The 20,399-nt window shown below is 59.2% G+C and carries 19 protein-coding genes; 13 read left to right on the forward strand and 6 right to left on the reverse strand.

Annotated features, from left to right (window positions below):
- Positions 1-82: 82 nt before the first annotated feature.
- The 5 genes from AC3WKX_RS12390 to AC3WKX_RS12410 all read right to left on the reverse strand — a co-directional run bounded on the left by AC3WKX_RS12390 (position 83) and on the right by AC3WKX_RS12410 (position 5,684).
- Entirely contained in the window at positions 83-367 is a 285-nt protein-coding gene (locus AC3WKX_RS12390; RefSeq protein WP_023659172.1) for a YceK/YidQ family lipoprotein, read from the reverse strand.
- Complete coding sequence (gene ubiX / locus AC3WKX_RS12395) at positions 360-989, reverse strand: flavin prenyltransferase UbiX (RefSeq protein WP_003219402.1); 630 nt, start codon at positions 987-989, stop codon at positions 360-362. Before ubiX ends, AC3WKX_RS12390 begins: the two co-directional genes overlap by 8 nt.
- A complete protein-coding gene (mpl, locus tag AC3WKX_RS12400; RefSeq protein WP_003219401.1) occupies positions 986-2,335 on the reverse strand; it encodes a UDP-N-acetylmuramate:L-alanyl-gamma-D-glutamyl-meso-diaminopimelate ligase in 1,350 nt (449 codons plus the stop codon). The genes ubiX and mpl overlap by 4 nt, the downstream gene beginning before the upstream one ends.
- Before the next feature lie 218 nt (positions 2,336-2,553).
- Entirely contained in the window at positions 2,554-3,540 is a 987-nt protein-coding gene (locus AC3WKX_RS12405) for a hypothetical protein (protein WP_256349582.1), read from the reverse strand.
- A 233-nt stretch (positions 3,541-3,773) separates the two neighbouring features.
- Positions 3,774-5,684 (reverse strand): sigma-54-dependent Fis family transcriptional regulator, encoded by a 1,911-nt coding sequence (locus AC3WKX_RS12410; RefSeq protein ID WP_102605732.1) that lies wholly within the window; start codon positions 5,682-5,684, stop codon positions 3,774-3,776.
- Positions 5,685-5,970: 286 nt separating this feature from the next.
- Between AC3WKX_RS12410 and exaC the strand changes: the two genes are divergently transcribed.
- From exaC to fic, 10 genes are all read left to right on the forward strand, one after another.
- Positions 5,971-7,491 carry an acetaldehyde dehydrogenase ExaC gene (gene exaC, locus AC3WKX_RS12415; RefSeq protein WP_003219398.1) on the forward strand — a complete coding sequence of 507 codons (1,521 nt, stop codon included), beginning with the start codon at positions 5,971-5,973 and terminating at the stop codon, positions 7,489-7,491.
- Positions 7,492-7,695: 204 nt separating this feature from the next.
- Complete coding sequence (gene eat, locus AC3WKX_RS12420; RefSeq protein WP_003219395.1) at positions 7,696-9,144, forward strand: ethanolamine permease; 1,449 nt, start codon at positions 7,696-7,698, stop codon at positions 9,142-9,144.
- Positions 9,145-9,208: 64 nt separating this feature from the next.
- Positions 9,209-10,603, forward strand: coding sequence for an ethanolamine ammonia-lyase subunit EutB (locus AC3WKX_RS12425; RefSeq protein WP_003219393.1), 1,395 nt, complete (start codon positions 9,209-9,211; stop codon positions 10,601-10,603).
- On the forward strand, positions 10,600-11,448 hold the full coding sequence (eutC, locus tag AC3WKX_RS12430) for an ethanolamine ammonia-lyase subunit EutC (protein WP_102605733.1): 849 nt from the start codon (positions 10,600-10,602) through the stop codon (positions 11,446-11,448). The genes AC3WKX_RS12425 and eutC overlap by 4 nt, the downstream gene beginning before the upstream one ends.
- Positions 11,449-11,540: 92 nt before the next feature.
- Positions 11,541-11,999, forward strand: coding sequence for a GNAT family N-acetyltransferase (locus AC3WKX_RS12435; RefSeq protein ID WP_003219389.1), 459 nt, complete (start codon positions 11,541-11,543; stop codon positions 11,997-11,999).
- A 240-nt stretch (positions 12,000-12,239) separates the two neighbouring features.
- On the forward strand, positions 12,240-12,896 hold the full coding sequence (locus tag AC3WKX_RS12440; protein WP_008436520.1) for a DedA family protein: 657 nt from the start codon (positions 12,240-12,242) through the stop codon (positions 12,894-12,896).
- A 6-nt stretch (positions 12,897-12,902) separates the two neighbouring features.
- Positions 12,903-13,733, forward strand: a complete 831-nt coding sequence (locus AC3WKX_RS12445; RefSeq protein ID WP_003219385.1) for a M90 family metallopeptidase — start codon at positions 12,903-12,905, stop codon at positions 13,731-13,733.
- Between the two features lie 93 nt (positions 13,734-13,826).
- Positions 13,827-14,354 carry an inorganic diphosphatase gene (gene ppa / locus AC3WKX_RS12450; protein ID WP_003176323.1) on the forward strand — a complete coding sequence of 176 codons (528 nt, stop codon included), beginning with the start codon at positions 13,827-13,829 and terminating at the stop codon, positions 14,352-14,354.
- Between the two features lie 214 nt (positions 14,355-14,568).
- The gene (locus AC3WKX_RS12455; RefSeq protein WP_087692357.1) at positions 14,569-15,345 is read left to right on the forward strand and encodes a LexA family transcriptional regulator; all 777 of its coding nucleotides are present in this window, start codon (positions 14,569-14,571) and stop codon (positions 15,343-15,345) included.
- Positions 15,346-15,851: 506 nt separating this feature from the next.
- Positions 15,852-16,973, forward strand: coding sequence for a protein adenylyltransferase Fic (fic, locus tag AC3WKX_RS12460; protein WP_008436517.1), 1,122 nt, complete (start codon positions 15,852-15,854; stop codon positions 16,971-16,973).
- 123 nt (positions 16,974-17,096) lie between these two features.
- Here fic and AC3WKX_RS12465 read toward each other — a convergent pair whose 3' ends face one another.
- Complete coding sequence (locus tag AC3WKX_RS12465) at positions 17,097-17,408, reverse strand: DUF6124 family protein (protein WP_003219377.1); 312 nt, start codon at positions 17,406-17,408, stop codon at positions 17,097-17,099.
- A gap of 399 nt (positions 17,409-17,807) precedes the next feature.
- On the opposite strand from AC3WKX_RS12465, the gene AC3WKX_RS12470 reads away from it, so the two are divergent.
- From AC3WKX_RS12470 to AC3WKX_RS12480, 3 genes are all read left to right on the forward strand, one after another.
- Positions 17,808-18,452, forward strand: coding sequence for an NAD(P)H-dependent oxidoreductase (locus AC3WKX_RS12470; protein WP_102605734.1), 645 nt, complete (start codon positions 17,808-17,810; stop codon positions 18,450-18,452).
- Positions 18,391-18,783, forward strand: a complete 393-nt coding sequence (locus AC3WKX_RS12475) for a MerR family transcriptional regulator (RefSeq protein WP_087692355.1) — start codon at positions 18,391-18,393, stop codon at positions 18,781-18,783. The genes AC3WKX_RS12470 and AC3WKX_RS12475 overlap by 62 nt, the downstream gene beginning before the upstream one ends.
- 415 nt (positions 18,784-19,198) lie before the next feature.
- Positions 19,199-20,338, forward strand: a complete 1,140-nt coding sequence (locus tag AC3WKX_RS12480; RefSeq protein WP_102605735.1) for a Fic family protein — start codon at positions 19,199-19,201, stop codon at positions 20,336-20,338.
- Positions 20,339-20,399: the final 61 nt, after the last annotated feature.

Raw genomic sequence — 20,399 nt, forward strand, 5'->3', positions numbered from 1 at the left:
GTCAATGATACAGTGACTGATCCACCGCATTCGCGAGCAAGCCCGCTCCCACATTGGATTTCTGTTAATACTGGGATAAGTACTAAAGCCCGCCCGTCGCATTGAACCCAACCCCCAGCACCGTCAGCACCGACAGCGGCAACAGCAGCGTGTCGAGCAAGGCACTGGCCGGCAGGTCGACATGGGGATAGCTCGGCGCCTCGGCCCCAAAACGGTCCATCGCGCAGCACCCGCCCTGAATCGCATACATGTCCAGCCGCGTGCCGGCATACACCACCGGCGCGCCGGGCTGGGCGGCGTCCAGGGTTCGCGCAGTCGCACACCCGGTCAGTTGCAGCGCCAGCAGCACCATCAATAGTTTATTCATCACTGCTCAAATGGTGCTCGCCCCAGCGCGGCAGCATGTCCTGGGGAATGTTCAGCAGGTTGAGAATCCGCGCCACCACAAAGTCCACCAGGTCATCGATGGTCTGCGGCTGGTGATAGAAGCCCGGCGACGCCGGCAAGATAGTCACGCCCATGTTCGACAGCTTGAGCATGTGCTCCAGATGGATGCTCGAATACGGCGCTTCGCGCGGCACCAGAATCAACTGGCGACGCTCCTTCAAGGTCACGTCCGCCGCGCGCTCGATCAGGTTGTTGCAGGCGCCCGTGGCAATCGCCGACAGGGTCCCGGTGGAACACGGCACCACCACCATCGCGGCCGGCGCACCGGAGCCCGACGCCACCGGTGACATCCAGTCTTCCTTGCCATAGACCTTGATCTGCCCCGCCGCCGCACCGGTGTACTCGGTGAGGAAGGCCTGCATCATCTGCACTTTGGGCGGCAACGCCACATCGGTCTCGGTGGCCAGCACCAGTTGCGCGGCCTTGGAGATCAGGAAGTGCACCTCGCGGTCTTCGCGCACCAGGCAGTCCAGCAGGCGCAAGCCATAGGGCGCGCCGGACGCACCGGTCATCGCCAGGGTGACGCGTTCCGGGCCGCTCACTTCAGGGCCTCGGCGAGTTTGCCATGCAGGCCGCCAAAGCCGCCGTTGCTCATGATCACCACGTGAGTGCCGGGCCTGGCCTGGTGTTTCACGTGTTCGATAATGCCTTCCAGTGAGTCGCGGCAAATCGACGGCACCGTGCACAACGCGGCGATGGCAGGCAGGTCCCAACCGAGGTTGGCCGGCGCGTACCACACAACTTGGTCGGCATCGTTGACGCTTTCCGGCAAACCATCACGGTGGGCGCCCAGCTTCATGGAGTTGGAGCGCGGCTCGATAATCGCGATCACCTGGGCATCACCCACACGCTTGCGCAAGCCATCCAGGGTAGTGGCGATGGCCGTCGGGTGGTGGGCAAAGTCGTCATAGATGGTAATCCCATTCACTTCGGCGACCTTTTCCATCCGGCGCTTGACGCTTTTGAACGCGCTCAAGGCCGCAATGCCCATGGACGGCACCACGCCGACATGCCGCGCAGCCGCCAGGGTGACCAAGGCATTGGCGACGTTGTGCTGGCCGGTCATGTCCCAATCGACGATGCCTTGGGCGACGCCTTCGAACAGTACTTCAAATTTGGAGCCATCTTCGCTCAGCAGCTTGACCTGCCATTGGCCGCCAGCACCGGTGGTTTGTACCGGGGTCCAGCAGCCCATCTCGATAACTCGCTGCAGGGCAGGCTCGGTGGTGGGGTGAATCACCAGGCCTTCGCTGGGAATGGTGCGCACCAAGTGGTGGAACTGCCGCTCGATGGCCGCCAGATCAGGGAAGATGTCCGCGTGATCGAACTCCAGGTTGTTCAGGATCGCCGTACGCGGGCGGTAGTGAACGAACTTGGAGCGTTTGTCGAAGAACGCGCTGTCGTACTCATCGGCCTCGATGACAAAAAACGGGGTGTCGCCGAGGCGCGCCGACACCGAGAAATTCTGCGGCACGCCACCAATCAGGAAGCCCGGGCTCATGCCCGCATGCTCCAGCACCCAGGCCAGCATGCTGCTGGTAGTGGTCTTGCCATGGGTACCGGCAACGGCGAGTACCCAACGGCCTTGCAACACATGATCGGCCAGCCATTGCGGGCCAGACACGTACGGCAAACCTTTATTCAGTACATATTCGACTGCCGGGTTACCGCGCACCATGGCATTGCCGATCACGACAAGGTCCGGGACCGGGTCGAATTGCGCCGGGTCATAACCTTGGGTCAGCTCAATGCCCTGGGCCTGCAGTTGCGTGCTCATGGGTGGGTAAACGTTGGCATCGGAGCCAGTAACATGATGGCCCAGTTCTTTGGCGAGCACCGCCATGGAGCCCATGAACGTGCCGCAAATACCGAGAATATGAATGTGCATAGTCGACCTCGTAAAACATCGAGGCAGGTTAGCGCAGGGAAGGGAAAATCGCACTCTTTAGCTGTAGCACGCAGGCCTTGGGGGGTAGCCGCCATTGTTTGTCAGAGCGTAGGGGAATATTCGATAAGTCCGGTGCCACAGGATGCATGCATGGCATCGGACCCATCGCCAATTTGATTGAGCATCATCCATGACTCGAAAGTTTACGCGGGGTTATGTCACACGACTTTTGTTTCGGCAGACTCTGCCGGTAATGACAGCGTTCCCATGTGCAACAACTTCCCTATGAACTTGTTTAATGCGTCGAATTTTTTATCAATAACATCCAGACGGCCTTTGTCATCGGTGCCGTCTGCGGGAGTGGCAATGTAAGGCCGGAATACCATGTCGTTTTCGTCCGCCAGTTTTTTAAGCTGTTCCTCCGCAGTTTTATACAAGGCCTCAAGCGTTTCCAGGCGCTCGCTTGGCGTACGCGACGAGGAGTCGCTCATTTTAAGTGCCGGAGCATTCGTTCCTTGACGCATTGCCATAATATTGTTGGCAATGACTTCCATGCGCAACTCGGCCAGGCCCAAGCGCGCGGTCGTGGCACCCGTGTCGGTGTCCTGCGTGGCGACGACCGATGTTGTCCCGTCGGTTTTCGCGGCAGGCACCTGCGTGCTTGGAGCCGGCTGGTGAGCCGGAGGGAGCAGTGGCGTATTGTTTGTAAACTGCGCCTTGATTGTCTCGCCAGACCAAACCGAGCCTGCGTAGGTACCAATACTCAGGGGAGCACTGACCAATCCGCTTACACCCGCACTGACAAAGGCGTCGCGGGCTACCGTCGCAGCCTGGGGCGAGGTGTCGAACACCTTAGCCTTGACCAGGCGATCAGCAACCATCAGGTTTTGAGTCACCTGTGCCATATCTTTAGGATCTGCGCTGGCCTGAGGCTTGAACGGCCGGTTGGCAGACCCTTGGTTCATCAATTTTTGTTGTGTCAGCGTTTGAAAGGTATTGGTTTTCTCGGGCTTGGGTTGGGGTGTGGGGGTTTCTGTGGCCGGATTTTTCCCTAACCGGGGTTTAGGTTGGGGAGCTTTTGGAGGGGTGTTGCCCTGGCCGCCGGGACGTACTACCGGAGGCGTTACACCGCCATTGCGCGTGACCGGTGGTGTATTCACTGGAGGTATATTGACCGTGGTGGGCCGAGATCTAGTAATGTTCATGGTTATTATCTCACTTGTTGTTACTATTTACGCATAAGCGCTATCAGCGAGTTATCGAGAAAATCGATAACCGCCAACTTAGTAACTAAACAGATAATGAACGTTCCAGAAGACAGTCACCTACGCACAAAAATACATGACAAAACATTAATACGGTGCGACGCCAATTATTTAACGCACAGTCGCTCACAACACAGATTGATCACTCACAGTCAGAACAGTTAACGTCATCATTAAACCTGACGCGCTATACCATACTTACGTAACTTTCTATAAAGCGTATTTCTACTGACTCCAAGCACGGTCGCCACGTGCGTCATATGCCAGCGTTGCTGCACCAATGTTGCCAGCAATGCCTGGCGCTCGGCAGCATCCAGCAATGAGTTTGCCGGTTCACTCACCACCACCGGCACGGTTTGCACGGCACGAATCTGTGCAGGCAGGTCATCAAGCCTCACCCGCCCGTCCTCACACAGTGCGGCGAGGGTGCGCAACACCGTGCGCAACTGCCGCACGTTGCCCGGCCACGCGAACGCCAACAGGGCCTGGCGGGCCTCGCCGTCAAGCTGCACCGCCTGATTTCCCGCTTCTTCGGCCAGCAGGAAGTCCAGCAGCTGCAATTTGTCACTGCGCTCGCGCAACGGCGGCAAGGCCACTTCCAGGCCATTGAGCCGGTAATACAGGTCTTCACGAAAACTACCGTCCTGCACCCGATCAAGCAGATTACGGTGGGTAGCGCTGATAATTCTGACGTCAACCGCTTGCGGTTCACCGCCGATGGGCACTACCAAGCGGTCTTCAAGCACCCTTAATAGCCGGGTTTGCAAAGCCAGCGGCATATCGCCGATTTCATCCAGAAACAACGTGCCACCATCTGCCTGCTGCAGCTTGCCGCGCATGCCTTCCTTGCGGGCGCCGGTAAAACTGCCGCCGCGATAACCGAACAGCTCGCTTTCGATGAGGCTTTCCGGGATGGCTGCGCAGTTGAGGGCCACAAAGGCTTTATCTGCGCGCAGGCTTGCATGGTGCACGGCCTTGGCAAACGCCTCTTTGCCAGACCCGGTTTCCCCCTGGATCAGCAAAGGCACATCACGCTCGAACACCCGCAAGGCTCTGCGGAAATCGTTTTGCAGCGCCGCGTCTCCAAGGCAAATGCCCGGCAATCGCGGCCGCTCCGGCAAGGCGTGGGCCACCGGCACCGGTACGCTGCGTGGCTGGCCGCGCAACACCGCGAACAAGCCACGGCCATCGCGGGTACGCAGGGGCCAACTGGCGCTGGCGTTCGCGCTGGCACGCCCGAGCAACTCATCGAGCGAACAATCGAAAAACGCCTCGACCGGCTGCCCCAACAACCCGCCACGGATTTGCCCGAGCAGGTTCAGCGCACTCTGGTTAACCGCGCAAATGCGCCCTTCACCATCGAACGCCAGCAGCCCTTCGCTGAACAGGCCCACAGACTCTGCCTGCAAATGAAAGCGCAGCAACCAGTGGTGCTCAAAATGGCGCAGGAAGTAACAGCTCTCTATCATCTTCGCCGAAAGATTGACCAGCGCCATGGTGTGGAACTGGCTCTGGCGCGACACCGCCTCCCGGGCCGAGGACACATCCAGCACCGCCAGCAGTTCGCCATGAGGGTCGAACACCGGGCTGGCCGAGCAGGTCAGGCCGGTATGTCGGCCACGAAAATGTTCATCGCGATGAATCGTCAGGGACTGGCGCTCCACCAGGCAGGTGCCGATGCCGTTGGTGCCTTCGCAGGCCTCGCTCCAATCGGCACCCAGCCACAGCCCGGCACCCTCGAAGATCTTGCGCTCGCTGGAGGCGGTGACGCAGTTGAGGATCACCCCGCGGGCGTCGGTCAGCAGCACCGCATGGCCGGCGCCGGAGAGCTGTTGATGCAGGCTGTTCATTTCATTGCCGGCGATGCTCAGCACTTGTTGCAGGCGTTCGCGGCTTTCCAGCAGGCGGCCATGTTCGAGCACCGTGGGCGCGATGGTCAATGCGGGGTCGAGGTGATAGTCCTCAAGACAACGCAGCCAGGAGCGGGCGATGGACGGATCGCTGCCGGGGCCATGCAGCGGGTCCTGCCCACGGGTGACCGTCAGGACTTGTTGGGCATGGCGACTGAAATGATCGTTTTGCATGTTCTTATTATTCTCCCTGCGTGAAGTACACCGCGCGCGAGTGCCCAGCATCCTCCAGCCTCCCGACCAATGCAATCCCGGGCAGACCCACCGGTCACAGGCTGTACCGCTTATGGCACAAACTGTCACCCAGGCTGTACCAAGCTTGCCACAGCAACGGTTTGCAACAACCTCTAAACCCTTGATTTACAGGCTCTACGAGGCACTGGCCCGACCTTTGCTCTACGCTTTAACAAGCACAACCGTGCGTCCTCCAATAAACACAAAAAGCCAGGAGATACCCACCATGCGTTACGCACACCCCGGTACTGAAGGCGCGATCGTTTCGTTCAAGGCCAAGTACGGCAACTACATCGGCGGTGAGTTTGTCGCGCCGGTCGATGGCAACTATTTCACCAACACCTCGCCGGTCAACGGCAAGCCCATCGCCGAATTCCCGCGCTCCACTGCCAAGGATATCGACAAGGCCCTGGACGCCGCCCACGCCGCCGCTGACGCCTGGGGCAAGACCTCGGCCCAGGACCGCTCGCTGGTACTGCTGAAAATCGCCGACCGCATCGAACAGAACCTCGAACTGCTGGCCATCACCGAAACCTGGGACAACGGCAAGGCCGTGCGCGAAACCCTGAACGCCGACATCCCGCTGGCCGCGGATCACTTCCGCTACTTCGCCGGCTGCATCCGCGCCCAGGAAGGCAGCAGCGCCGAGATCAACGAACACACCGCCGCTTACCACTTCCACGAACCGCTGGGCGTGGTCGGCCAGATCATCCCGTGGAACTTCCCGCTGCTGATGGCCGCCTGGAAACTCGCGCCAGCCCTGGCCGCCGGTAACTGCGTGGTGCTCAAGCCTGCCGAGCAAACCCCGCTGGGCATCAACGTGCTGATGGAACTGATCGGCGACCTGCTGCCGCCGGGCGTGCTGAACGTGGTGCACGGCTACGGCAAAGAAGCCGGCGAAGCCCTGGCCACCAGCAAGCGCATCGCCAAGATCGCCTTCACCGGCTCCACGCCAGTGGGCTCGCACATCATGCACGCGGCCGCCGAGAACATCATTCCGTCCACCGTTGAGCTGGGCGGCAAGTCGCCGAACATCTTCTTCGCCGACATCATGAAAGCCGAACCGCAATTCATCGAGAAGGCCGCCGAAGGTTTGGTGCTGGCGTTCTTCAACCAGGGCGAAGTGTGCACCTGCCCTTCCCGCGCGCTGGTGGAAGAGTCGATCTACGACGACTTCATGAAAGTGGTGATGAAGAAGGTCGAGTCGATCAAACGTGGCGACCCGCTGGACACCGACACCATGGTCGGCGCCCAGGCGTCCGAGCAGCAGTTCGACAAGATTTTGTCCTACCTCGAAATCGCCAAGGGCGAAGGCGCCGAGCTGCTGACTGGTGGCAAGGTCGAGAAGCTGACCGGCGATCTGGCCACCGGCTATTACATCCAGCCAACCCTGCTCAAGGGCACCAACAAGATGCGGGTGTTCCAGGAAGAAATCTTTGGCCCTGTGGTGAGCATCACCACGTTCAAGGATGAAGCCGAAGCCCTGGCGATTGCCAACGACACCGAGTTCGGCCTGGGTGCCGGCCTGTGGACCCGCGACATCAACCGCGCGTACCGCATGGGCCGGGCGATCAAGGCCGGGCGTGTATGGACCAACTGCTACCACCTGTACCCGGCGCATGCCGCGTTCGGTGGTTACAAGAAGTCCGGTGTGGGCCGTGAGACTCACAAGATGATGCTTGATCACTATCAGCAGACCAAAAACCTGCTGGTGAGCTACGACATCAACCCGCTGGGCTTCTTCTAACTGACAACCCGCTCCCACATTTGAAATGCAATAAAAATGTGGGAGCGGGCTTGCTCGCGAATGCGGTGTATCAGTTACTGAGTTTTCAACTGACTACCGCATTCGCGAGCAAGCCCGCTCCCACACTTGATCTTCACAAGACCTTGCTACTCATTCGGCTTACTTAAGTAAGCCGGGATAAAACAATAAGAAAGGGATTCCATCATGCCCAGCGAACCGAATGGCGCTCCGGCGTCCGGGTCTTCCGTCGACTTTGAAAAGGTCGGCACCGAATACTTCCAACAACGGGAACTGAAAAAAGGCGCTGCCGGCTGGGTACTATTAGTCGGTCTCGGTGTTGCCTACGTCATCTCCGGCGACTACGCCGGCTGGAACTTCGGCCTGGCCCAGGGTGGCTGGGGCGGTATGTTCCTCGCCACACTGCTGATGGCCACCATGTACCTGTGCATGTGTTTCTCCCTGGCCGAACTGTCTTCCATGATCCCTACCGCCGGCGGCGGCTACGGCTTTGCCCGCAGCGCGTTCGGCCCCTGGGGCGGGTTCCTCACCGGCACCGCGATCCTTATCGAATACGCCATCGCCCCCGCCGCCATCGCGGTGTTTATCGGCGCCTATTGCGAGTCGCTGTTCGGCATTGGCGGCTGGATGATCTACCTGGCGTTCTACATCATCTTTATCGGCATCCACATCTTCGGCGTGGGTGAAGCGCTGAAGCTGATGTTTGTGATTACCGCCGTCGCCGCGATTGCCCTGGGTGTGTTCCTGGTGTCGATGGTGCCGCACTTCAGTGTCGCCAACCTGCTGGACATCCCGGTGACCGAGGCCAAGGGCGCCAGCTCTTTCCTGCCCTTCGGTTATGTCGGCGTGTGGGCGGCGATTCCCTATGCGATCTGGTTCTTTTTGGCCGTCGAAGGTGTGCCACTGGCCGCTGAAGAAACCAAGAACCCCAAACGCGACCTGCCCCGCGGCCTGATCGGCGCCATTGTGGTGCTGACCAGCTTCGCCCTGCTGATTTTGGTAATCGCCCCCGGCGGTGCTGGCGCCTACGCGCTGATGGCATCGGGCAATCCCCTGGTGGAAGCCTTGTCCAAAGCCTACGGCGGCTCCACGTGGATGGGCCACTTCGTCAATCTGGTGGGCCTGGCCGGGCTGATCGCGAGCTTCTTCTCGATCATCTACGCCTACTCCCGGCAGATCTTCGCCCTCTCCCGCGCCGGCTACCTGCCGCGCAAGCTGTCGCAGACCAACAAAAGCAAGGCACCGGTACTGGCCCTGGTGATCCCCGGCATCATCGGGTTCGGCCTGTCGCTGACCGGCCAAGGCGATTTGCTGATCCTGGTCGCCGTATTCGGCGCGACCATTTCCTACGTGCTGATGATGGCCGCGCACATCACCTTGCGCATCCGCCGCCCCAAAATGGACCGCCCTTACCGTACTCCGGGCGGCATCTTCACCTCGGGCGTCGCCCTGGTACTGGCCTGCATCGCTGTTGTGGCGGGCTTTCTGGTGGATCCGCGCGTGGTGATTGGCGCCGCGATCATCTATGGAGTATTAATTGCTTACTTTGCTTTCTACAGTCGGCATCACTTGGTAGCAGGCACGCCGGAAGAAGAATTTGCGGCGATCCAGGCCGCAGAGGCCGCCTTGCACTAAACGCCGTAAACCTCGGCGCGGGCGCTTTACTCACATTCCGCCCGCGCCGAAAAGGAGACTCTGTATGGCAAGCTTTTCCCACGCGGTCGGTGCATTGACCTACCGCTTCGACAGCCTCAAGGACGTGATGGCCAAGGCCAGCCCGGCCCGCTCCGGGGATTTTTTGGCGGGTGTTGCCGCCCAGAACGATGGCGAGCGGGTCGCGGCGCAAATGGCCCTGGCCAACATTCCGTTGAAGCACTTTCTCGAAGAAGTGTTGATCCCGTACGAAAGCGACGAAGTCACCCGGCTGATTATCGACACCCACGATAAACAAGCGTTTTCCGTGGTCAGCCACCTGACCGTCGGGGGTTTGCGGGATTGGCTGCTCAGCGACGCGGCCGACGAACAGAGCCTGCGCGCCCTGGCGCCCGGGCTGACACCGGAAATGGCCGCCGCCGTGTCGAAGATCATGCGCGTGCAGGATCTGGTACTGGTGGCGCAGAAAATCCGCGTCGTCACACAGTTCCGCGGCACGATGGGCCTGCGCGGGCGCCTGTCCACCCGCCTGCAGCCCAACCATCCCACCGATGAGCCGGCCGGTATCGCCGCGAGCATTCTTGACGGCCTGCTCTACGGCAACGGCGACGCCATGATCGGCATCAACCCGGCCACCGACAGCATCGCCTCGATCTGCGCGATGCTGGAAATGCTCGACGCGATCATCCAGCGTTATGAAATCCCGACCCAGGCCTGCGTGCTGACCCACGTCACCACCTCCATCGAAGCCATCAACCGTGGCGTGCCGCTGGACCTGGTGTTCCAGTCGATCGCCGGCACCGAGGCGGCCAATGCCAGCTTCGGCATCAGCCTGAGCGTGCTGCAGGAAGGCTACGACGCGGGCCTGAGCCTTAATCGCGGCACCCTCGGGCAAAACCTGATGTATTTCGAAACCGGCCAGGGCAGCGCCTTGTCGGCCAACGCACACTTTGGCGTCGACCAGCAAACCTGCGAAACCCGCGCCTATGCCGTCGCCCGGCATTTCAAGCCGTTTTTGGTGAACACGGTCGTAGGATTTATCGGCCCCGAGTACCTGTACAACGGCAAGCAGATCATCCGCGCCGGCCTCGAAGACCACTTCTGCGGCAAGCTGCTGGGCGTGCCCATGGGGTGCGACATCTGCTACACCAACCATGCCGAAGCCGACCAGGACGACATGGACACCCTGCTCACCCTGCTGGGCGTGGCCGGGATCAACTTCATCATGGGCATCCCGGGCTCCGACGACATCATGCTCAACTACCAGACCACTTCATTTCACGACGCGCTGTACGCCCGCCAAACATTGGGGTTAAAGCCGGCACCGGAGTTTGAACAGTGGCTGGCGAAAATGGGCATCTTCACGCAAGCCGACGGCAAGGTGCACTTCGGCAACAGCCTGCCACCGGCATTCCGCCACGCCTTGGCGCAACTGGGATGAAGAAGGAACCGCCCGTGCACATCGACACCCCGGAAAACAACGTGGACAACCCGTGGCTTGAGCTGCGGCGCCTGACCCCGGCGCGGATTGCCCTGGGCCGCACCGGCACCAGCATGCCTACCGGCGCGCAGCTGGATTTCCAGTTCGCCCATGCCCAGGCCCGCGACGCGGTACACCTGCCGTTTGATCATGCAGGACTCAGCAGCCAACTGGCGGAGCGCGGCCGCGACAGCCTGTTGCTGCACAGCGCCGCCGTCGACCGCCACAGCTACCTGCAACGCCCGGACCTTGGGCGCCGCCTCAGTGATGAATCCGTCCAGGCCCTGCGGGACTATGCCGAAGCCAACCCCGGCGGCGTGGACCTGGCGGTGGTGGTGGCCGATGGCTTGTCGGCCCTGGCGGTGCATAAACATACGTTGCCGTTTCTTACACGCATGGAGGAACAAACCGACGCTGAAGGCTGGTCGCTGTCACCGGTGATTCTGGTGGAACAGGGCCGTGTCGCCGTCGCGGATGAAGTCGGCCAGTTGCTCGGGGCAAAAATGGTAGTGATCCTGATCGGCGAGCGGCCGGGGCTCAGCTCGCCGGACAGCCTGGGGCTGTATTTCACCTACAACCCCAAGGTCGGACTCACTGACGCCTACCGCAACTGCATCTCCAATGTGCGCCTGGAAGGCTTGAGCTACGGCATGGCCGCTCACCGCCTGCTTTACTTGATGCGGGAGGCCTGTCGCCGGCAGTTGTCGGGGGTCAACCTCAAGGATGAAGCGCAGGTACAAACCCTCGATTCGGATGATCCCGACCTGATGAAAGGAAACTTCCTGCTCAGCCCACCGAAGGACTGATCCCTGCACGATTGCGCTTTTTCTCTGCTTTAGGCAGCATCGAGACACGGCCGCTTGTGTGGTCATACCCCATTTGGAAGTTGAGGCCTGGCATGCGGATTACTCAAGCGACCCTGGAACACCTGGACCTGTTGACCCCGCTTTTCGTCAAATACCGCGAGTTTTACGGCGCGCTGCCGTTTCCTGATTCGAGCCGCGCCTTCCTGGAAAAACGCCTGCGCCGCAAGGAGTCCGTGATCTACCTGGCGCTGGCCGACGATGACGACAAGAAACTGCTTGGCTTTTGCCAGCTGTATCCAAGCTTTTCATCGTTGTCCCTCAAGCGGGTGTGGATCCTCAACGACATCTACGTCGCCGAAGACGCACGCCGGCAGTTGGTGGCCGACAACCTGATGCGTACCGCGAAGAAGATGGCCAAGGAAACTCAAGCCGTGCGCCTGCGTGTGTCCACCAGCAGTGACAACCAGGTGGCGCAGAAAACCTATGAGTCCATCGGTTTTCGGGAAGACACCGAGTTCAAGAACTACGTGCTTGCGATCAGCGATGACTGACAACTATTAACCAAACCTCATACATCTGTTGTGGGAGCCCCCTCCCACACTGACGCTGTGTCTACAATCAGATCGCTTTCGCGACATTCCCCGCTACAAAACCAGCACGCTTTTCACAACTCTATCCGTATAATGCGGACCTTTCAGGGTCGTAAGAAATACGCCACTACCTTGTAGCCCTTATTACCCGAAGCCTCCGCACAGGCCCGCTGAGCCAGGCCATTCACACAGGTGCCCTCCATGGATTTCAACCCGCTCGACCTTATCCTGCATCTCGACGTGTACCTCGACATGCTGGTGAGAAACTACGGAGTGTGGATCTACGCCATTCTGTTCCTGGTTATCTTTTGCGAAACCGGCCTGGTGGTCATGCCGTTTCTGCCGGGTGATTCCTTACTGTTCATCGCCGGCGCTGTTGCAGCGGGCGGCGGCATGGACCCGATATTGCTGGGCGGCCTGCTTATGCTCGCGGCCATCCTGGGTGACAGTACCAACTACGTGATCGGACGAACGGCCGGGGAACGCTTGTTCAGCAACCCCAACTCGAAGATCTTCCGCCGCGACTACCTGCAAAAAACCCACGACTTCTACGACAAGCACGGCGGCAAAACCGTGACCCTGGCGCGCTTCCTGCCGATCCTGCGCACGTTTGCGCCGTTCGTCGCCGGTATCGCGAAAATGCCTTACCCGCGCTTCTTCGGTTTCAGCGTGTTCGGCACCGTCCTGTGGGTCGGCGGCCTGGTAACCCTGGGCTACTTCTTCGGCAACGTGCCGTTCATCAAGAAAAACCTGTCGCTGCTGGTGGTGTTCATCATCCTGCTGTCGCTGGTACCGATGATCATCGGTGTGTTCCGCAGCCGCTTTGGCCGCAATTCCACCGAAGCCAAGCCGCAGTAACCTGCGATGTGGTCCCTCAGCGCCTGGCGTCGCCGGCGCCTGCTGGCCAAGCACCCGATTGCCGATGAAACGTGGCAGCGGGTGCGCCATCACCTGACGTTCCTCGACGGCATCACTGCCGAGCAAGACCAGTGGCTGCGGGAAGCCTGCGTGGTGTTCCTCGCCGAAAAACACCTCACCGCCCTGCCCGGCGTCGAACTGCACCAGGAACAGCGCCTGCTGCTCGCCGCCCAGGCACAGCTGCCGCTGATGAACCTTGGCGACCTCGACTGGTACCAGGGCTTCCACGAGATCGTGCTGTACCCCGACGACTTCCTCAGCCCGCAGCGCCATCGCGACGCCAGCGGCGTGGAGCACGAGTGGGACGGCGAGCACAGCGGCGAAGCCTGGCAACAGGGCCCGGTGATCCTTGCGTGGCCCGGCGTACTGGCCAGCGGCAACTGGGAAGGCTACAACCTGGTCATTCACGAACTGGCCCACAAGCTGGACATGCTCAACGGCGACGCCAACGGCCTGCCACCCCTGCACCACGACATGCGCGTGCAGGAATGGGCCAGCGTCATGCAAAGCGCCTTCGACGACCTCAACCGCCAGCTCGACCGCAACCCAGACGCAGAGACTGCCATCGACCCCTACGCCGCGGAAAACCCGGCCGAGTTCTTTGCCGTCACCAGCGAATATTTCTTCAGTGCCCCGGATTTACTGGTCAGCAGTTATCCACAGGTGTACGAGCAACTGAGCCACTTCTACCGTCAGGATCCCCTGGCGCGCCTGCACCAACTGCAGGCCGGCGACGTGCGGTATCAGACGGAACGCCAAGCGCCCTACGACGTCTGACGCATGGCATCGGCGTCAGAATATGCCTATAATCGCCGCCACTTTTAGGCCAATCCGGCCATGTTCCATGGCCAACTACGGGGGCAACGCCCAATGAGCTACAGCAAGATTCCGGCTGGCAAAGACCTGCCGAACGACATCTACGTCGCCATCGAGATTCCGGCCAACCACGCGCCGATCAAATACGAAATCGACAAAGACAGCGACTGCCTGTTCGTTGACCGTTTCATGGCCACCCCGATGTTCTACCCGGCCAACTACGGTTTCATCCCCAACACCCTGGCAGACGACGGTGACCCCCTCGACGTGCTGGTCGTGACCCCTTACCCGGTTACCCCAGGCTCGGTTATCCGCGCCCGCCCGGTCGGCATCCTGAACATGACTGACGACGGCGGCGGCGATGCCAAAGTTATCGCAGTACCACACGACAAGCTGTCCCAGCTGTATGTCGACGTGAAGGAATACACCGATCTGCCGCCACTGCTGCTGGAACAGATCAAACACTTCTTCGAGAACTACAAAGACCTCGAAAAAGGCAAATGGGTGAAGATCGACGGTTGGGGCAACGCAGACGCCGCCCGCGCCGAGATCATGAAGTCGGTCGCTGCCTACAAAGGCTGATACCGCTATTCGCTCTGAAAAAGCCCCGATTAAACGGGGCTTTTTTTGTGGGAAAAATATAAACATCCGCCTACTTTAATAAACATATTTACAGCAATTGTTTAACTAGCTTAATCAACTAGCAGAATAGTCCTGCGATAAGGAAACACCTACATACAGCAACTCAACGCATGGTTTATTTGATCTGATTTTACGGCCAGTAAACTCTGCGTTTATGAATACATCAGGTGATCGCTTAAGAGCGCTATTACGGGAAGTTCATCTTTCCGCTTCCGACTTCGCCAAGAACCGCGATGTTACGCCTCAACACGTAAACAACTGGTTCAAACGCGGCGTCCCCATGGGCCGGCTCAACGAGTTCGCAGAATTGTTGTGCGTCACCAGCCGTTGGCTGCGCACAGGCGAAGGCCCCAAACATCCACCCGCCAACTACCTGCTGGAAGGATCCGATGCAGACACCTCCCACCGTATCGCCCGCGAGACCAGCGGCAACTACATCACCCACCCGGTCTCGGGCCCGGTAAAAATCGACGTGGAGATCCCCCTCCACCCCACCTTCACCTCGACCGAAAGCATCCGCCTCTCCCTGCACACCCTTGAAGCCATCGGTGTAAGCCCGGAGCGGGCGCTCGGGGCCTACATGGTCGGCAACAGCATGATCGACATCATCCAGGACGGAAGTACCCTTGCCATCGACTGTGGTCGCAAACAGATCATCGATGGCGAAATCTACGCGGTAGAGCACGACGGAATGCTGCGGATCAAATACCTCTACAACCGTCCAGGAGGTGGCCTGCGGATGCGTAGCCACAACAGCGCCGAGCATCCGGACGAGTTTTTGACCTATGAGCAGCGGCATGAGCAGAACTTTGAGATTCTGGGTTGGGTGTTCTGGTGGGCGACACTGAATAACCGCCGCCCGCCGGTGCCGCTGGATGCGCATTTATTGGGCTACGAAGGCTCTAAATCGGATCCGGAGCTGGGAAATTGAGGCGAATATGGGTATTATCCGCCGCACATTTGGCAGGGGGTTGGCGTGAAGCCGGTCCGCCCTGCCTGGCGATGCGGAGGAGTTCCCGCTGATGCCCCTTATCACCTGGGTGTGAGCCTGGGTGAACGATTTGAAGGCTGGTGAGGTTTACCAAAAATAAGCTGAACCAGTCCCCGAGAAGCCGGCCACAAGCCGGCTTTTTAATGCCTGGAAGAAATGCGCTACAACTGCCAGGCATCGAGCTATTTGAGAACGCGCCAACCGCTCCAAGGCACGCAAGCCGTCTTTTCCATCCTCAGGACATTCGCCTGATACGTCGCTAAAAGCCCGTTCCAAGAACACGTTTCGCATACCTGTCGTTACCAACGACATGACATCAAGACGTGTCGCAGAAATCAAAATATAGCGACACGTAGTGCACGCATGTTTACACTGACGCCACGAAAGGGCGCCCTGATGAGCCCCTCTTACCTTTAGACGGATAAGTCAAAGACCGAGCCCCATCCATGACCGCATCCCACCTTCCCTGGCAGGCTGACAAGCCCTACAACCAGCTTCCCACTTTGCCACCGGCAACTGTTCTGGAAACCCATGCAGTGCTCAAACGCTGCATTGAGGCCCGCACAGCCCTGGCCGAATTGAAGCAAGCGGCTGAGCTGATCCCTAACCAGACAATGCTGATCAACACCATTCCATTGCTGGAGGCCAAGGACAGCTCAGAGATCGAAAGTATCGTCACCACCACGGATTTGCTCTTTCAGCATGCTCAGGATGGAGATAGCCACGCAGACCCAGCGACCAAGGAAGCACTGCGCTACCGCAAAGCCCTGCAGAAAGGTTATCAATCGTTGGCCGACCGCCCACTCTCCACCGGTACTGCAGTCGAAATCTGCCGCACGCTTAAAGGCGTGAACATGGATATACGCCGGGTGCCAGGAGTCCAGCTAGCCAACGACCGAACCGGCGAGATCATCTATACCCCACCGGAAGGCGAAGATCGCTTACGTGACATGCTCGCCAACTGGGAGCGTTTCCTGCACAACGAGACCGACCTGGATCCATTAGTACGTATGGCGGTTAGTCACTATCAATTCGAAGCCATTCACCCATTCACCGACGGCAATGGCCGTACCGGGCGAGTGCTCAACACCCTGTACCTGATCCAGGAAGGCCTGCTGAATCTACCGATTCTCTACCTTAGCCGTTACATCATTGCCCATAGAGCCGATTACTACCGCCTGTTGCTTGATGTCACTCGCGAACAAGCCTGGGAGCCTTGGCTGCTGTACATGCTCAGCGCTGTGGAAGAAACAGCACGCTGGACTTGTGCAAAAATTGCCGCTATTCGCAGCCTGTCCGAGCACACCACCCAGTTTGTTCGTGAGCAGTTGCCGAAAACCTATTCCCGCGAGCTGGTAGACGTCATTTTCGAACAGCCCTACTGCCGCATCAGCAACGTCGTCGACAAACAGATTGCCCAGCGTCAAGCAGCCTCCCGTTACCTCAAAGAACTAGTCGCCATCGGCGTTCTGCAAGAGGTTCAGGTTGGCAAGGAAAAGCTCTTCATCCATCCCAAACTGATGCAGCTACTCACTCGCGACAGCAATGACTTCAAGCCATACGCCTGAGGAGACCGCTTTAATCCATGGCGATCGTCTGCCGGGATTTCCGCCCCTGAGCCAGGATGATGAGCATTTGGTCAGTAGATCGCTGACCAAATGCATCGCAACCTCAGCGTAGGCTTAAGGTCCTCACCTCGGCTGCAAACAGTCCAGCGCTCGATCCACCACCACCTTCGACATTTCCACCAAATGCATCACCGCCCGCTGTGCGCCATTCAGCGGCTCGGTCGACGCCTGGGCGGTTGCTACGGCGCAATGCAGCAACTCGGCAGCATGGGCCAGCGCATCTTCGAAACTCAGTTCGTCATCGACGGTAAACGGGTTGGGTGAAGGCTGCGCGTCCGGCGCTTTAAGGTAGTGATCGATCACTCGACGCGAGGCATCAGTGTCGCGGAGTAAGGCTTTATGGAATGCGGGTGGATCGGGGGTAACTTTGACCATGGTAAATCTCCAATCAAACATTTGGAGCCACCACTCCTCGCGACTAAACGAAGGCGGCAGCTGTACGCAGGTTAGTCGACCGGTCGATTGGAAACCCGGCGCGCCCGAGGGCGCCCTGCGCACAGCCACCATAAAAGTGCAGGCGAAAAACGGCCTGACTCATGAACTGATCGTGCGCCAATCGAATCCGGGCGACTAAACCCGATCACCGAATATGCAGTGACGGAACGCAGACTAGTCGCGGGATTTTGCTGGCGCAAGCGCTTGGAATTCTCTAGGAAACGTCCTGCAAATGAAAGGGATCAGTCTTCCTGGCCATTCCCAATCACTGCATCTTCTTGACTCTCCCCCTAAGGTCACACCTCACCCTGAAACCCCAGTTTTCAGGACCGCACCACCATGAGCCAACGCATCCTGGTCATCCTCGGCCACCCTTCCAGCACCAGCTTCTGCTCGGCCCTCACCGACACCTACATCACCAGCGCCAAAAACGCCGGCCACGAAGTACGCATCCTGCGTCTGGGTGAACTGGCTTTCGACCCTATCCTCCACAACGGCTACAACCAGGCCCAGCCTCTGGAACCCGACCTGCTCAACGCTCAATCCGACATCCTGTGGGCCAATCACCTGACGTTTGTTTTCCCCGTCTGGTGGGGTGGAATCCCTGCGTTGATGAAAGGTTTTATCGACCGAATTTTCCTATCCGGTTTCGCCTTCAAATACCGCAAGGGAAAGACCTTCCCCGACAAACTCCTGAAGGGCAGAACCGCGCACTTGCTGGTGACCCTGGACACGCCGCCGTGGTATTACAGGTGGTTCTACCGCATGCCCGCGCTGCACCAGATACGCAAGACGACGCTGGAGTTTTGTGGCATCCAGCTGATCAAGACGTTGCAGTTCGGGCCGGTGCTTGGCTCTACGCCAGCACAGCGGGAACAGTGGCTGAAACAGGCCGGCGCACTCTTTGGGAAAAGGACTTTTCATGTACATCGGCAAAGCCGCGCAACTGTCGGGCACAACCATCAAGGCGATTCGTCACTATGAGGCCATCGGCCTGTTGCCGCCGCCGCAGCGGGAAGGCCGTTATCGGATTTACTCTACGCAAAGTGTCGAGCTGCTGACGTTCATCAAGTGTGCCCAGCAGTTGGGTTTCAAGCTCAAGGAGTTGCAGGTGATTCTGGTCGGGCATCCTGGTGATGGGTTGCCCTGGGAGCTGGCGGACAAGGCAATCACCAACAAAAAGCAGGAACTGATGAAGCAAATCGAAGCGCTGCAGAAGATGCACGGGGGATTGGTCGAATTTGAGGCCAGTCTCAAGGACGCTCAGGGTCAATGCAACGCACCACCGAAAACGCCACGGCCGTCAATGAGCTGAACCGCTGTTTTACGTAGTACCGGGCAGCGGCTCGGAACAGAAAAAGCTTCGCAAGTAATGGAGTGGTTTCCGGCCGCACTGGGAAAGGTCCACTTCGAGCGCGATTGGCAATGGCGTGCTGGCGGGAAGTTGGACGGCGATTACCGGCGTGTGGGACGCCATCAAGCAAGCGCAGGAGATCTTCAAGGACGCCGGCAAGCTGTTTGAAAGCCTGGGGGCGACAGCCAGCGAATCGATGGAGCTGGCGAGTACTGCGCCAAAGGTTATGGAACAGGCGATCCTGCTGGCCAGTGATGAGGCGGCGCTGTACCTGATGTGCGCATCTGACTGGACAGTGAGCCGAATAGCTCACACAATCGGCTCACCAAATGAGCCGAATAAGCCTCCTATTCGGCTCACGCACAGAGCATGCCCCATGGATCACCCGAACTGGATCTGGCAACAACCCGACTGGCCGCACTTTCACTGGCAACCAGAGCGCCTCGCAGCGTTGTTGCGCGAGTGCACGCAGGCGCAAGGAAAGTTGCTGGGCATGCTCGGTTCGGTCAGCCAGGCCCAGAGCTCAGAGAATGAACTGGATGCGTTGCTGCAAAACATTCTGACCTCCTCGGCAATCGAGGGTGAGCAACTGAATGTGGGTTCCGTACGTTCCTCTTTGGCCCGACGCCTGGGCCTGGAGCAATTGCAAGACGGCTCAGTGAGCCGACGCAGCGAGGGTCTGGCTGACTTGATGCTGGACGCCACGCAACAGTTTGCTCAACCGTTTACCCTCACCCGTCTATTTAACTGGCATCGGTGGTTGTTTCCCGCCGAGGAGGCCCGCTTTTCCACCCACGGCTTGAACGTAGGCGCGCTAAGGGGGGATGAGCCCATGCAGGTTGTGTCGGGACGACTGGACCGACCCACTGTGCATTTCGAGGCCCCACCCCGCCAAGGGCTAGAGCAGTCGCTGGACGATTTCATCGAATGGTTTGAAGCCAGTCGCCATCATGCGGCCCTTGACCCATTGCTGCGCGCAGGCCTGGCGCATTTCTGGTTCGTCACCCTGCATCCCTTCGATGATGGTAATGGTCGTCTGACGCGGGCGATTACCGACCTCGCGCTTGCCCAGGCAGAGCATCAAGCGATCCGCTTCTACGCCATGTCGGCGAGCATCCTTGAAGACCGGGCGGGCTATTACCGTGCACTGGAAACCAGTCAAAAGGCCACGCTGGATATCACCGATTGGCTTGAGTGGTTCCTGCAAACGCTGCTTCGTAGCTTGCAGCAGGCCATGGTGCGGATTGACCGGGTACTGGGCAAAACCCGCTTCTGGCAGCAGCATCGGGACCACGCACTCAGCGCCGAACAGACCAAAGTCTTGAATCGCCTGCTCGACGGTGGCGAAAAGGGCTTTGAGCACGGGATCAGCGCCGCCCAGTATCAGGCAGTGGCCAAAGTGTCCAAGGCCACGGCGACCCGACATCTGGCCGATCTTCTGGAAAAAAACTGCCTGGTTCGGCTACCCGGCGGCGGCCGCAGCACCCGCTATCAAATCAACACTCAAGGCGATTGATTTTCAAGGCAAACCCCCCCACTCATTTGCCCCAATCCCCCATGTCTGCTAGTGTCGCGCC

The sequence above is a fragment of the Pseudomonas sp. GP01-A4 genome, from assembly GCF_058780865.1.